Origin of the sequence: Rhizobium sp. YJ-22, assembly GCF_029601685.1 — a bacterium.
Lineage (GTDB): Bacteria > Pseudomonadota > Alphaproteobacteria > Rhizobiales > Rhizobiaceae > Metarhizobium.
In genome coordinates this window covers 236,514-250,329 of record NZ_JARRIR010000009.1, presented here as the reverse complement: position 1 = coordinate 250,329, position 13,816 = coordinate 236,514, and the positions used below count along the sequence as shown (strand labels likewise).

At 65.0% G+C, this 13,816-nt stretch carries 12 protein-coding genes; 8 read left to right on the top strand and 4 right to left on the bottom strand.

What is annotated here, in order from left to right; all coding sequences use genetic code 11:
- Positions 1-9: 9 nt before the first annotated feature.
- Positions 10-402 carry a nuclear transport factor 2 family protein gene (locus P7F60_RS21330; protein WP_277919706.1) on the top strand — a complete coding sequence of 131 codons (393 nt, stop codon included), beginning with the start codon at positions 10-12 and terminating at the stop codon, positions 400-402.
- Between the two features lie 57 nt (positions 403-459).
- Here P7F60_RS21330 and P7F60_RS21325 read toward each other — a convergent pair whose 3' ends face one another.
- The 3 genes from P7F60_RS21325 to P7F60_RS21315 form a co-directional block, all read right to left on the bottom strand.
- On the bottom strand, positions 460-2,052 hold the full coding sequence (locus tag P7F60_RS21325; RefSeq protein WP_277919705.1) for a GMC family oxidoreductase N-terminal domain-containing protein: 1,593 nt from the start codon (positions 2,050-2,052) through the stop codon (positions 460-462).
- Entirely contained in the window at positions 2,052-3,458 is a 1,407-nt protein-coding gene (locus P7F60_RS21320; RefSeq protein WP_277919704.1) for an aldehyde dehydrogenase family protein, read from the bottom strand. The genes P7F60_RS21325 and P7F60_RS21320 overlap by 1 nt, the downstream gene beginning before the upstream one ends.
- A 99-nt stretch (positions 3,459-3,557) precedes the next feature.
- Complete coding sequence (locus tag P7F60_RS21315) at positions 3,558-4,526, bottom strand: helix-turn-helix domain-containing protein (RefSeq protein ID WP_277919703.1); 969 nt, start codon at positions 4,524-4,526, stop codon at positions 3,558-3,560.
- 182 nt (positions 4,527-4,708) lie between these two features.
- Here P7F60_RS21315 and P7F60_RS21310 point away from each other — a divergent pair, with 182 nt between their 5' ends.
- From P7F60_RS21310 to nadC, 4 genes are all read left to right on the top strand, one after another.
- Entirely contained in the window at positions 4,709-5,608 is a 900-nt protein-coding gene (locus P7F60_RS21310) for a hypothetical protein (RefSeq protein ID WP_277919702.1), read from the top strand.
- A gap of 68 nt (positions 5,609-5,676) precedes the next feature.
- Positions 5,677-6,648 carry a quinolinate synthase NadA gene (gene nadA, locus P7F60_RS21305; protein ID WP_277919701.1) on the top strand — a complete coding sequence of 324 codons (972 nt, stop codon included), beginning with the start codon at positions 5,677-5,679 and terminating at the stop codon, positions 6,646-6,648.
- The gene (locus P7F60_RS21300) at positions 6,645-8,186 is read left to right on the top strand and encodes an L-aspartate oxidase (protein WP_277919700.1); all 1,542 of its coding nucleotides are present in this window, start codon (positions 6,645-6,647) and stop codon (positions 8,184-8,186) included. Before nadA ends, P7F60_RS21300 begins: the two co-directional genes overlap by 4 nt.
- Position 8,187: 1 nt before the next feature.
- Entirely contained in the window at positions 8,188-9,045 is an 858-nt protein-coding gene (nadC, locus tag P7F60_RS21295; RefSeq protein ID WP_277919699.1) for a carboxylating nicotinate-nucleotide diphosphorylase, read from the top strand.
- Between the two features lie 12 nt (positions 9,046-9,057).
- Here nadC and P7F60_RS21290 read toward each other — a convergent pair whose 3' ends face one another.
- Complete coding sequence (locus P7F60_RS21290; RefSeq protein WP_277919698.1) at positions 9,058-9,783, bottom strand: LuxR family transcriptional regulator; 726 nt, start codon at positions 9,781-9,783, stop codon at positions 9,058-9,060.
- A gap of 390 nt (positions 9,784-10,173) precedes the next feature.
- Between P7F60_RS21290 and P7F60_RS21285 the strand changes: the two genes are divergently transcribed.
- The 3 genes from P7F60_RS21285 (at position 10,174) to P7F60_RS21275 (ending at position 13,663) form a co-directional block, all read left to right on the top strand.
- A complete protein-coding gene (locus tag P7F60_RS21285; protein WP_277919697.1) occupies positions 10,174-10,320 on the top strand; it encodes a hypothetical protein in 147 nt (48 codons plus the stop codon).
- A gap of 54 nt (positions 10,321-10,374) precedes the next feature.
- Complete coding sequence (locus P7F60_RS21280; protein ID WP_277919696.1) at positions 10,375-11,385, top strand: AraC family transcriptional regulator; 1,011 nt, start codon at positions 10,375-10,377, stop codon at positions 11,383-11,385.
- A gap of 343 nt (positions 11,386-11,728) precedes the next feature.
- Positions 11,729-13,663, top strand: a complete 1,935-nt coding sequence (locus P7F60_RS21275) for a methyl-accepting chemotaxis protein (protein WP_277919695.1) — start codon at positions 11,729-11,731, stop codon at positions 13,661-13,663.
- Positions 13,664-13,816: the final 153 nt, after the last annotated feature.

The window sequence follows — 13,816 nt, the reverse complement described above, 5'->3', positions numbered from 1 at the left end:
GTTTGCCCGATGCGCACAGCCTTCGAAATCGTCAAGAGCCACTACGATGCCAATGATCGCCGCGACATGGACGGCATGCTTGCCGACATCGCCGAGGATTGCCGCTGGACGGAGATGGACGGCTTTCCCTGCGCCGGCACCTATGTCGGGCCGCAGGCCATCGTCGAAAATGTCTTTGCCGCGCTCGGTTCGGCCTGGGACGATTACACCTTCACGCTCCAGCGGTTGCTGGATGCCGGCGACGATGTGGTGGCGATCGGCAATTATACGGCCCGTTGCAAAGCGACCGGCAAGGCGATGAACGTGCGTGTCGTGCATGTCTGGGGCGTGGCTGACGGCAAAATCCGCCGCTTCGAACAGTTCACCGACACCTTGCGGGTCGCGGAGGCAATGCGCGCCTGAAGGGCGAAAGCTGCGGCCTGGTCCGCCGGCGCTTGCCATCCGCGCCGGCGAAGCAGGTCAGCGCGGACCGCGTGCCATGAAGGTGGCGGCGCGGGCGCCGATCATCATGCAGGGGGCATTGGTGTTGCCGGAGACCAGCGTCGGCATGACAGAGGCGTCGGCGATGCGCAGGCCGTGGACGCCGCGCACCTTCAGCTCCGGCGTCACCACCGCCATCGGGTCGTCCTCGCGGCCCATCTTCGCGGTGCCGGCCGGATGGAACACGGTTTTCGCGGTCTGGCGGATATAGGCTTCCAGCGCGGCGGCATCGTTTTCGACGCCGGGGCGCGGCAGGAGGCGGCGCTTGACGACGGCTCGCATCGACGGCGTATCGAGGATGCGGATCGCTGCCTTGACGCCGCGCATCAGCGTCTCGACATCCTCGCGGTCGGCCAGCGCATTGGCGTCGAAATCCACCTTGGCGGCGGGATCGGCCGAGGCGATGCGGATCGAGCCGCGCGAGCGCGGCCGCAGATAGCAGGGGCCGATGGAAAAGCCATGGCCCGGCTCCGGCTCGCGGTCGACGAAGCCGATCAGCACCGGCAGGACATGGAACTGCACATCCGGCTGGCCGGTGCCGGCCGTGTCGACGAAACCGCCGCATTCGACGACGTTCGAGGAGAGCAGGCCCTGTTTCGAGGTCAGGTAACGCAGCATGTGACCGACCGCCTTCAGGCCCTTGTCATGACCGAGGATGGAGATCGGCTGGCGGGTTTCGGCCTGGACCGGCACTTCCAGATGGTCCTGGTAATTCTCGCCGACGCCGGGCAGGTCGGAGACGACCTCGATGCCGAGCGACGACAGGTGCGCGCCGTTGCCTATGCCGGAAAGCTGCAGCAGGCGCGGCGTGGCGATGGCCCCGGCGCAGAGCACGATCTCGCGGGTGGCGCGGTAGACGGTGCCGTCGAGCAGCGCGACGCCGACGGCGCGGCGGCCTTCGAAGACTACCCGCGCCACCTCGCTTTCGGTCAGCACCGTGACGTTCGGCCGCTTTTCCGCCTCGCGCAGGAAGGCCATGGCCGAACTCCAGCGCCGGCCGTTGTTGGTCGTGCTCTGGTAGAAGCCGACGCCTTCCTGCTCCGCGCCGTTGAAATCCGCATTCGGCTTCAGGCCGGCCTCGACGGCGGCCTTGACGAAGGCTTCCGACAGCGGATGGCGGTGGCGGGGATTGGACACGGCAAGCGTGCCCTCGCGGCCATGATAGTCGCCGTTCAGGGCCTTGTTGTTTTCCAAGGCCTTGAAGACCGGCAGCACCTCGTCATAGGACCAGCCGCGGCAGCCCATCTGCGACCAGGTATCGTAGTCGTTGCGATGGCCGCGAATATAGATCATCGCATTGACCGAGGAGCCGCCGCCCAGCACATTGCCTTGCGGCACGATGGAGGGGCGGCCGTTCAGGCCCGCCTGCGGATCGGAGGCATAGGGGTGGATGTCGATACCCTTGCCCAGCACCTTGAAGAAGGTGGCGGGGATATGGATCCAGGGATCGCTGTCGCGCCGGCCGGATTCGATCAGCAGCACGCGATTGGCGGGGTTTTCCGAGAGGCGGTTGGCGACGACGCAGCCGGCGGAACCGTCGCCCACGATGATATAATCGTAAACCGCGCCCATCAGCTCAGCACCGTCTGGATGGTGGTGAATTCCTTGAGGCCGTCGACGCCGAATTCGACGCCGATGCCGGATTGCTTGACGCCGCCGAAGGGGGCGTTCGGCTGGATGGCGCCATGCTTGTTGATCCAGACCGAGCCGCATTCGAGCTGCAGCGCGACCGCCCGGGCCTTTTCGGGATCGCCCGACCAGACCGAGCCGCCGAGGCCGGCGGGATTGTCGTTGGCGCGGCGGATTACCTCGTCGAGATCGCGATAGCGGATGATCGGCAGCACCGGGCCGAACTGCTCCTCGTCCACCAGCCGCACGCCGTTGTCGACATCAGCCACCAGCGTGACCGGATAGAAATAACCGTCGCCGCCCGGCGCCTCGCCGCCGATGAGGATGCGGCCGCCATGGGCCTTGGAATCCTCGACCAGCTCGCGCACCTTGTTGAACTGCATGGCGTTCTGGACCGGGCCGAGAATGCTCGCCTCGTCGAGGCCGTCGCCGACGCGGATATTGGCGGCGTAATCCGTCAACCGCTGGCAGACCTCGTCATAGAGGCTGTCATGGACGTAGAGCCGCTTCAGCGCCGCGCAGGTCTGGCCGTTGTTGATGAAGGCGCCCCAGAACAGGCCTTCGGCGATCTTGGCCGGATCGGCATCGGGCAGCACGATGCCGGCATCGTTGCCGCCGAGTTCCAGCGTCAGACGCTTCAGCGTCGCGACCGCCGAGGCCATTACCTTCTTGCCCGTTTCGGTCGAGCCGGTGAAGGTCATCTTGGCGATGCCGGGATGGGCCGAGAGCGCTGCGCCGATGGCATTCTCGCCGGTGACGACGTTGACGACGCCGGCCGGCAGCACCTCGTTGATGATCTCGACCAGGCGGATGGTGGAGAGCGGCGTCAGCGGCGAGGGTTTTATCACCACCGTATTGCCGGCGCGCACGGCGGGAATGATGTGCCAGCAGGCGATCATGACAGGCCAGTTCCACGGCGTGATCGAGCCGGTGACGCCGATCGGCTTGCGGTGAAGCTCGACGCGGCCCTGCTCGTCGTCCTGCACCACCTCGACCGGCAGGCTGAGTTCGGCGGTGTGGCGTGTCCAGGCGAGCGCGCCGCCCAACTCGAAGCGCGAGCCGAGCCCGTTCAGCGGCTTGCCCTGTTCCAGCGTCAGCAGCCGGGCGACCTCTTCGGCATGGTCGGAGAGCTTTTCGCCGATGGCGCGGCAGGCCTCGGCCCGCTCGGCATCCGTGGTCTTCGACCAGTGCGCGAAGGCGGTGCCTGCGGCGGCGACCGCGCGGTCGAGATCGGCTTGGCTCGCCAGCGGCATCAGCCCGACGACCGCGCCGGTCGACGGATTGCGCACTTCGGCGTGGTTGAGCGTGGCGACGCGTTCGCCGCCGATGAGCAGCGTGTACTGCTTCAAAGTCCTGTCCTCCCTTGACGTGTCGGGAGGAGTATCGCCGCGCGGCCATCGGCCGTCTTGGGGAGAAGCGCGCCCCGGCTTGGACCGGAACGCAGCGCATTACCGTTCCCTGCTTCTCAGCAGGTCGGTCGGGGCGCAGTCGAACAATTCCTTGAAGCTGCGGTTGAAATAGGAAATGTCGTTGAAACCGGCGGAATAGGCGACCTCGGCGATGGTGCCACCGGATTTCTGCTCCTTGAGCTGCTCGATCTTTTCCTTGGCGAGCCGCAGCCGCTTATCGCGGATGATAGTGGTGCAGGTGACGCCCACCCCTTGAAAATCCTGCTGCAGCGTGCGGATTGAGATGCCGAGCCGTGTCGCCAGCCAGCGGGCGGAGAGGTCGTTTTCGGTGAGATGCCGGTCGATCAGCAGGTCGACCATCTGCAGCCGCTTGCTGGCGCTGTCATGCAGGGCATGCAGCGGCTCGCTGTCGCGGCTGGAATGAAACGCCTGGCGCGTGGCGGTGAACATCAGCTGCCGCAGATGCGGCGAGGCCGAATCCGCTTCCGCCGTCATCATGATCTTGGCTATCAGCGCATGCAGCATCTGCGCCATCGGATCGTAGGCGGAGAGTTTGCGGGCGATGTCGAAATGGATGCGGCTGTCGGAATACATCATCTGGCGCGGCAGGTGCAGCGAGATGTGGTTGGAGAAACGGCCGCCGAAATAGAAGGTGGTGGGACGGGTGGAATCGACGAGGATGCATTCGCCGATATCGAGGACGGTCTGGCGGTCGCCATGCTCCAGCCCGCAGCTTCCCTCGATCTGGACGATGAGGAACAGATGTTCGTGGGGATCGCGGCGGATGTCGTCCCAGCCACGGCGCACGCAATCGAGATCGTTGGAGACATGGGCGAACTCCATGCCGCAGACATCGATGCGCCGGGCCGCGCCGAGCACGGCGTCGCCGCGCTCCACCGTCTTGGGATTGAAATTGCCGCAGATCGAACGCAGGTCGTCGGCCCACTGGTCGTAGGATACGGTGGACCATGCCTCGGGCACGAGGCTCTTGTGCTGAACGAGATCCAACTTTGCCTCCCAACAAAGGACGGTCGCCTTGGCGAAGGCGCGTCGGCTCAAGGATGCGCCCGGCGCGTGCGGGAGTCAATGTAATTCACCTGTTAAGCAAGTCGGGGTGGCATCGCGTTGGCTTCTTCCAGCGGATATGGCAAAAGCGAAAAGCCATTTTATCGTTTGAGGATAGGACCGTCGTGACCACTGGACTTGCCCATGCTGAACTCATCGCGGTGCTGGCGGCGGTCACCGGCGACGCGCCGCGGGTGATGACGGTGCAGGGCGGGTTTGCCTTGCCCTCCGGCCCGTTCGAGCTTGGCCATCGCAGCCTACAGGCGGGTTTGCGCGAATGGGTCGGCGACCAGACCGGCCATCCGATCGGCTATCTCGAACAGCTCTACACCTTTGCCGACCGCGACCGCACCGACGAAGCGACGGGGCGGACGATCTCGATCAGCTATCTCGGCCTGGTGCGCGAGCAGGCGGCGCCGGGGGCGGGCCGTCCCGGCTGGCACGGCTGGTACGATTATTTCCCGTGGGAGGATCACCGCCAGGGCCGGCCGAAAATTCTGGACGGCATCGCCGCGCGGCTGACGGAATGGGCGGGCGCGGAACCGAAGCGGCGCGACCTTCGCCAGCGGCGAGTGGATTTCACCTTCGGGCTTGCGGGGGCGGCCTGGAACGAGGATCTGGTGCTGCAGCGCTACGAGCTGATGTATGAGGCCGGGCTGGTGGCGGAAGCCGGCGGCGCGGCACATCCGGCCGGCGGCCGGCCGATGTTTGCCGATCACCGCCGCATCCTCGCCACCGGCATCGCCCGGCTGCGCGCCAAGATCAAATACCGTCCGGTCGTTTTCGAATTGATGCCGGAGAATTTCACCCTGCTGCAATTGCAGCGCTCGGTGGAGGCCTTGGCGGGGCTGACCCTGCACAAGCCGAATTTCCGCCGCCTGATCGACCAGCAGGAACTGATCGAGGAAACCGGCGAGATGACCAGTGGCACCGGCGGCCGGCCGGCCAAGCTGTTTCGCTATCGCCATGCCGTGCTCGAAGAGAGGGCCATGTCGGGCACGAAACTCCCTCTTTCCCGCAATTGACATAAACTCAAATCGAGAATAACACTGCGTCCCGGATATACTCAAAACGAGTATAAAAAGGAGTCGCCATGAATTCCCCGGTTTCCGCAGCCTCGCTCTATCATCGTGTCAGCCGCGTCATGCCCCGGGCGGAGTGGATGTCGCACGAGGCCGATGTCGAGGCCATCCTCGACCTGAAGCGCCGCCGCAATGCGGTGATCCTCGCCCACAACTACCAGACGCCGGATATTTTCCACGGCGTCGCCGATATCGTCGGCGACAGCCTGGCGCTGGCGCGCAAGGCGGTGGAGGTCGATGCCGATGTCATCGTGCTGGCCGGGGTGCATTTCATGGCCGAGACAGCAAAACTCCTGAACCCCTCGAAGACGGTGCTGATCCCCGACATGCAGGCGGGCTGTTCGCTGGCGGATTCGATCACGCCGGAGGACGTGGCGCTGCTGCGACAGGCCCATCCCGGCGTGCCGATCATCACCTATGTCAACACCTCGGCGGCGGTGAAGGCGGCCTCCGACATCTGCTGCACCTCGGGCAATGCCCGCAAGGTGGTGGAGTCGCTCGGCGTGCCCAAGGTGCTGATGATCCCCGACGAATATCTGGCGCGCAATGTGGCGCGGGAGACGGATGTGGAAATCCTCGCCTGGCATGGCCATTGCGAGGTGCATGAGCTGTTCAACGCGCAGGATGTGCGCGACCTGCGCGAGGCCCATCCCGGCGTCGTCGTGCTCGCCCATCCCGAATGCCCGCCGGAGGTGGTGGCGGAAGCCGATTTCGCCGGCTCGACGGCGGTCATGTCGGATTATGTCAGTGACAAGAAGCCGGCCCGCGTCGTGCTGCTCACCGAATGCTCGATGAGCGACAATGTCGCCGTGCAGCATCCGGAGGTGGAGTTCATCCGCCCCTGCAATCTGTGTCCGCATATGAAGCGCATCACGCTCGCCAATATCCGCACCGCGCTGGAGGAAAACCGCCATGAAGTGACGGTCGATCCCGCTGTCGCCGAGGGCGCGCGCCGCGCAGTGGAAAGGATGCTTGCGATATGACCGAATTTTTGGACAGGCTCGCCGGCCGCGTTGCCGTGGTTGGCAGCGGGTTGGCCGGGCTGATGACGGCGTTGGCGCTCGCCCCGCGTCCCGTCGTGCTGATCACCCGCGCCGGGCTTGGCGAGGAAACGTCGAGCGCCTGGGCGCAGGGCGGCCTCGCCGCCGCCATCGGCGCGGATGATGGCGTCGGCCTGCATCTGGCCGATACGCTCGCCGCCGGCGCCGGGCTTTGCGACGAGGCCGCAGCCTCCGCCATTCTGGCGCGGGCGCCCGATCTCGTCGCCCGTCTGGAAGCCTTCGGCGTCCGCTTCGACCGTGATGCGGATGGTGCTTATGCCCTGGGGCTAGAGGCCGCGCACAGCCGCCGCCGCATTCTCCATGCCGAGGGCGACAGTTCCGGGGCCGCGATCATCCGACCGCTGATCGCCGCTGTCAAAAACACGCCGTCGATCGCTGTTCTCTCCGGTTTCGAGGTGCGCCGCCTCGTGATGCGGGACGGAAAAATCGCCGGGCTGCTCGGCAACCATGCCGGCGGCGCGGCCTTGCTGCCGACCGCGCATGTCGTCCTTGCAACCGGCGGGCTCGGCGGTCTCTACGAGGCGACCACCAACCCCTCCGGCAACTGGGGGCAGGGCATCGGGCTTGCCGCGCGCGCAGGCGCAGTGCTTTCGGATATGGAATTCGTGCAGTTCCACCCGACCGCGCTCGACGGTCCCGGCCGTCCGCTGGGACTGGTCAGCGAGGCCGTGCGCGGCGAGGGCGCGATCCTCATCAACGAGCGCGGCGAACGCTTCATGGCCGACCGGCCGGGCGCGGAACTTGCGCCGCGCGATATCGTGGCGCGCGCCATCAGCGCCGAGATCGCCCGGGGCGGTCGCGTCTTCCTCGATGCGCGTCCTGCGCTGGGCGATCGCTTCGCGGCGCGTTTTCCGCGCATCGACGGGCTATGCCGGCAGGCCGGCATCGATCCGGCCCGCCAGCCGATCCCGGTGCGCCCGGCCGTGCATTACCACATGGGCGGCGTCGCCACCGGTCTCGACGGGCGCAGTTCCGTCGAAGGCCTCTGGGTCGTCGGCGAGGCCGGCGCGACCGGCCTGCACGGCGCCAACCGGCTGGCCAGCAACTCGCTGCTCGAAGCGGCGGTCATGGGCCTGAACGCCGCCGAGGATATTGCTGGTCAGCCGGTCGGCGAAGTCCGGCCGTTTGTGGATTCGACCCTGCCGCCATCAGCCGATCCGGCGGCGGTGCGTGCCGTGGTGTCACGCCACCTCTCGGTCCTGCGCGACGGCGAAAACCTGCGCGACGCCGTCAAAGCCCTGCTGCCGCTGGTGGAGGCGGAAGGGACTGCCGCCGATCCGGCCATGGTGGCGCTCTCCATCGCCGTCTTCGCGCTGCTGCGCGCGGAATCGCGCGGCGCCCATGCCCGTACCGATTATCCCTTGACCGCTTCGTTGCCTGCGCGGCGGCGGATGACCTTTGCCGAAGTCTGCGCCCATGCCGGCGCGGCGCTCACCCATCCCCTTGCCCGGAGTGCCTGAGATGTTTCTTGCTCCCCTGCCGCATGTGATCCTCGAACCCATCGTGCGCGCCGCGCTGATCGAGGATCTCGGCCTTGCCGGCGATATCACCTCGAATGCGGTCATCCCGGCCGGGCATCGCTCGACGCTGGTGGCGGCGGCACGCCAGCCGGGGGTGGTCGCCGGCCTCGATGCCGCCGAACTGGCCTTCCGGCTGGTCGATCCGGGGCTCACCGTCACCCGCCATGTTAGCGATGGCGCAAGGCTGTCGCCGGGCGAGCGCATCCTCACCGTCGAGGGGCCGTCGCGGCTGCTGCTGACGGGCGAGCGCACGGCGCTGAATTTCCTCGGCCATCTCTCCGGCATCGCCAGCGTCACCGCCGGCATCGTCGCGGCCGTTGCCGGCACCAAGGCCTCCGTCGTCTGCACCCGCAAGACGACGCCGGGCCTGCGGGCGCTGGAAAAGCAGGCGGTGCGCGCCGGCGGCGGCATGAACCATCGCTTCGCGCTCTATGATGCCGTGCTGATCAAGGACAACCACGTCGCCATTGCCGGCGGCGTAAAAGAGGCGATCCGCCGCGCCAAGGCCAATGTCGGCCATCTCGTCAAGATCGAGGTTGAGGTCGATACGCTCGACCAGTTGCGCGAGGTGATGGGCGAGGGCGTCGATGCCGTGCTGCTCGACAACATGACGCCCGACCTGCTGCGCGAGGCGGTCGGCATTATCGATAACAGGGCGATTGCCGAGGCCTCCGGCGGCATCACGCCGGCGACTGCCGCCGCGATTGCCGAAAGCGGCGTCGACCTGCTCTCGGTCGGCTGGATCACCCACAGCGCCCCGACATTGGACATCGGCCTCGACTATGTCGGCTCGGCCTGACGGCGTTTGCTGTCAGCGCTGTCCAAAATAGGTGGAAATCGCCTGGATCCGGGTGGCGACACCCAGTTTGCGCAGGATTTCCCCCATGTGATAGTCGATGCCGCGCTTCGACATGCCCATGATCGTGGCGATGTCGCTGTTGGATTTTCCCTCCGCCGCCCATTTAAGGATCTCAAGCTGGGTGGCGGTGAGAAGCCGCCCGGCAATGCTCTCCTCGATGGCCGAAGCCTTGCCGATGCCGAGCAGTTCGGCACGCATCATCGCCGCCTGGGTGACGATCGACACGGCTTTGACGATATCAAGTGAAAAGCTCTGCGCCGTCGCCATCTCGGCGGAGATACCACTCATGGTATTGCCGGTGGCGACATGGACGATGACGCCGCTCTGGATGCCGCCATCGCGCAGAAAACCCATGTAGCGCTGGTAATCGGTGTCGGTGGGATTGTCGGCCGCACTCCAGGCGAAGGTGTTGCATTCCAGTATCGAGCGTCTCAGCAGCGGATTGGCCGCGTTCCAGTCCTCGCGGCGATAGGCCTCGAAAAAATCCCCGGCCCAGGCGCAGCAGGTGGGATCGTAAACCAGTTCGTCCTTGTCCTTCTTGAAGCAACTGAAATGGAAGGACTGAAAACCCAGATCTCCCAATGCCCGGGAAATCGCGTTTCCGAGTTCGTCCTTGTCTTTCGCTGATCGTATCTGCTCGACGGCTTTTTCCGATAGGAAAAGGTATTTGTTATGCATTCCGACCCGAAGCGATGAACTGTTCTGCCTGCCGCCCGCCAATATTACGATTGCCATATCGCAAGTTGCAAGAGCTATTCGGGACGATCGAACAAACGCATTGATTGTATTTCGTTCGATAAATTCGCCTGTGGCGAGCTTTTGAGCAAGGAAGGAGGCCGGAACTTTCAAAACCGCCCGGTAAAGCTATTGGATAAGAGGCTGGAACAACTGGCAAAATCGGCGCATCCGATGGGAATAGCCCACCAAACCTTTGATTTGCGCCGAATTCTATTGTTCTGCGACGCGATTAACAAGTGTTTACCCTAGCGGTTTGCGCGGTCGCCGGCTGCGGCGAAAATGGCGGACCGGCCCGTTGCCCGGTAGCGGGGTGACAGACCGACACGGAGCATGGACATCGATTCCATGTCCGCTGTTTCGCCGACGCCGACGGGAAACAAGCCGCCGCCGCGCAATACGGAGGGAGTGAACATCGCGGGCTGCAAGCCGACCGCAGGCATCTGGAGGAGGTGGTCGGGCAAAGCCATCGGCCGGTGATGACGGGGGCGGTGAAAGAAAAGACTGCAGGCATGAGGGGAGGAATGTCGGAAAATGCTGGACAAGAACAAACCGGAACCCGGATGGCGGTTCCAGGGCAGCGGCTTCGAAAGCATGCACGATACGCTGACTGCGGAATTCGGGGGCTTCGACGCCGCGCCCACGACGGCGCTTCGGGATTTCCGCTGGCGGGCGGATTTGCGCTCCAACGGCCTGATGACGCTGGTCAGCGGCCATTATCGCGGCGAGTGGGATCTGCGCTCCAATAGCGACACGCCGGAAATGCTGTCGATCGCCCTGCCGCGCATGGGGGCGCTGAACGCCAGGCTTGGCCAGACCACGATCGAGGGCTTTCCCGGCCGCATCACGTTCACCAACAATTGCGAGGCGGAGCGCTTTTTCGTGCGCGGCGACCTCAATGTCCACGATGTCGTCTTCCTCGACTGGTCGCTGGTCTCCCAGACCGTCGCAGCCCTGATCGACAAGCCGTTCAGCGGTTCGCTCGATCTTCGCCCCATCCTCGACACCGCCACCCGGGAAGGGCAGGTGATCGACATGCTGCTTCAGACCGTGATCGACGGCATGCGCCATGGCGGGCCGCTGCTGCAATCGCCGCTGGCCATGGCGCATCTGGCGCAGGCGCTGACCGATCTTCTGGCGCGCAACGTGCCGCATCGCTTTTCCTACCTGCTCGACCAGACCCCGTCACTCATCGCGCCACGCCACATTCACCGCGCTGTCGAGTTCATGCGTACCTATATCGACAAGCCGATCACCATGGGCATGGTCGCCGCCGATGCCGGCATTTCGGTGCGGGCGCTGGAAAACGGCTTTCGCGCTTTCAAGGACACGACGCCGGCGGCCTATCTGCGCGGCATCCGTCTGGAGGCGGCGCGCTCGGACCTTTCCGATCCGCTGAACGACCGCTCCGTGAAGGAGATCTGTCTGAAATGGGGCTTCTTCCATTTTGGGCGGTTTTCCGCGACCTACCGCATGGCCTATGGCGAAAGCCCGTCGGATACGAAGCGGCGCGCCGCGCTGGAACAGCCGCTCAGCCGGGTATAATTTGTCCGATTTCCTCAAACATATCCCTTTTGCGCAGCCAAAAACGGCGCGTCCTGCAGAGCTAGTGTTTTCTTTACTTTCCGCAACCAGGGTCAACTCATGCGGGAACCCGGATATCCACGCGGGTATTCGAACCCGATGCTTTCCTCCACGTCGCTCGAATGAATTGCAGCGGCATCCCTCACATGCGGCGGGCCGGATGTCTCGGTCTGCGGTCCCGGTCGGCAAGCCGAAAACCTCGGATGCTTGCGATCCCCGTGTTCGCCGCCGCATGCCATGGCGACTTCGGGATTGGCGCATCGACCGGACCGCAACCGCCATTTTCAGATATAAAGGTCAGGCAATGTCTTTTCTGACAAGCGCAAAAATCAAGGTCAAAATATTGTCGGTGCTGACGGCCGTTTCGGTGGTCGCTCTTGGTGGTGCAGCCTATATGGGGCGAGAATTCCAGACCAGCGACACGGTCTATACGCGGTTCGTGAATGCGGATGCGGTCGCGCTGCGCCAGATCGCCCGCGCCGACCGCAATTTCGTCAGCCTGTTCTACGATGCCTACAGGACAGGTCTTCACGATCCGCAATCCGGCGAAATCGGCTTCGCACTCGACGACCTCAAGACGAATTCGCAACAGATGTACGAACGGATGAACGAAGCCAGGGGTCACCTGCCAGAAAAGGCGGCCGCAATCGACGGTTTCGTCGCCGAGATGCACGGCATCGAGACGGCTCTGCAAGCCTTGGCCGATGGAAACGCCAGGGGCGAGGCGCAGGCCTTCCGCGAAAGGATCGCCGATCTCGATATGCAGGCCGCCGATTTCGGCAAGCGCCTGCGCGCCTTCACCGACGCGTTGCGCATCGAGCTGGAAAAGCGGGCGGCAACGATTTCGGACGGCAACAGCAGCACCGTCATCTATTCGCTGGCGGTGATCGCGGCCGCGCTCGCCGCCTCCTTCGGCGCCGGCCTGCTGGTCGCCACGCGTGAGATCACCGGGCCGCTCGGCAGCCTGCAGGAACGGATGCGCAGCCTCGCCGGCGGCGATGTGCAGGACGCCATTCCCGGCATGACGCGCGGCGACGAGGTCGGTCAGATGGCCAAGGCTGTCGAGGTCTTCCTGCAGAATGCGCGCGAGCGCATCCGGCTTGAGCAGGAAGCCGACGCCAATCGCAGCCTGTCGGAAAAGGAGCGCCTGGCGCGCGAGGAGCAGCGCGCCCGTGAGGCCGCCGATGTCCGCTTTGCCGTCGACAACCTGGCGATCGCGCTTGCCAAGCTGTCGGACGGCGACGTCTCCTATCGCATCGAACAGCCGTTCACCGAGACGCTGGATGCGGTGCGCAGCGATTTCAACGCATCCGCGGGCAAGCTGCAGGAGGCGCTGGCCAGCGTTTCCGAAAACGCCCGCGGCATCGATGCCGGCGCCAGGGAAATCCGTGCGGCCGCCGACGATCTTGCCAAGCGCACCGAGCAGCAGGCGGCGGCCGTCGAGGAAACCGCCGCAGCCCTGGAGCAGATCACCACGACGGTCAAGGATTCCACCCGCCGTGCCCAGGAGGCCGGCGCGCTTGCCAACCGCGCCCGCCACGATGCCGAGCAATCCGGCGAGGTGGTGCGCCGCGCCATCGGCGCGATGGAGCGCATCGAAAAGTCCTCCGAGGAGATCGCCAACATCATCGGCGTCATTGACGAAATCGCCTTCCAGACCAATCTCCTGGCGTTGAATGCCGGCGTGGAAGCAGCGCGCGCGGGCGAAGCCGGCAAGGGCTTCGCCGTCGTCGCCCAGGAAGTGCGCGAACTGGCGCAGCGCTCGGCCCATGCCGCCAAGGAGATCAAGGCGCTGATCACCACCTCGAACGGCCAGGTGCAGGAAGGCGTCGAACTGGTCGGCGAGACCGGCAAGGCGCTCACGACCATCGTCTCGGAGGTTCACGACATCGACCGCAATATCGCTGCGATCGTCGAGGCGGCGCAGGAACAGTCCTCCGGCCTGCAGCAGATCAATACCGCCGTCAATCAGATGGACCAGGACACGCAGCGCAACGCGGCCATGGTCGAGGAGTCGACAGCTGCCAGCCATGGGCTGGCGCGCGAGGTCGCCTCGCTCAACCAGTTGCTGGCGCAGTTCAAGCTCGGCACCGCCGCTGCCGCACCCCGCCCGGTGCGAACCGTGTCCGGCGCCGAAGCTCCGGTCGCTTCGCCGGTGCGCGCGCTGGGCCGCAAGGTCGCGGCCGCCTTCGCCAGCAATGCCGCCGTGGCGGCCCAGGATAACTGGCAGGAGTTCTGAGTCCGCGATAACCGTAAAAACCCTCCGCACAACCGTGCGGAGGGTTTTTCGCTAAAAATAACAAGGGAAAGATGTAGGTTTGATAGAAGGCGACTGGCTGTCTTTGCAAAGATTTAGGGAAATTGTCTCACGTTTTCGCGACAGAAGGGAGAT

Coding starts and splice junctions, on each gene's coding strand:
- nadC (WP_277919699.1), top strand. CDS start 8,188: ATGTTTCTTGCTCCCCTGCCGCATGTGATCCTCGAACCCATCGTGCGC.
- P7F60_RS21275 (WP_277919695.1), top strand. CDS start 11,729: ATGTCTTTTCTGACAAGCGCAAAAATCAAGGTCAAAATATTGTCGGTG.
- nadA (WP_277919701.1), top strand. CDS start 5,677: ATGAATTCCCCGGTTTCCGCAGCCTCGCTCTATCATCGTGTCAGCCGC.
- P7F60_RS21300 (WP_277919700.1), top strand. CDS start 6,645: ATGACCGAATTTTTGGACAGGCTCGCCGGCCGCGTTGCCGTGGTTGGC.
- P7F60_RS21285 (WP_277919697.1), top strand. CDS start 10,174: ATGGACATCGATTCCATGTCCGCTGTTTCGCCGACGCCGACGGGAAAC.
- P7F60_RS21290 (WP_277919698.1), bottom strand. CDS start 9,783: ATGCATAACAAATACCTTTTCCTATCGGAAAAAGCCGTCGAGCAGATA.
- P7F60_RS21330 (WP_277919706.1), top strand. CDS start 10: ATGCGCACAGCCTTCGAAATCGTCAAGAGCCACTACGATGCCAATGAT.
- P7F60_RS21325 (WP_277919705.1), bottom strand. CDS start 2,052: ATGGGCGCGGTTTACGATTATATCATCGTGGGCGACGGTTCCGCCGGC.
- P7F60_RS21280 (WP_277919696.1), top strand. CDS start 10,375: ATGCTGGACAAGAACAAACCGGAACCCGGATGGCGGTTCCAGGGCAGC.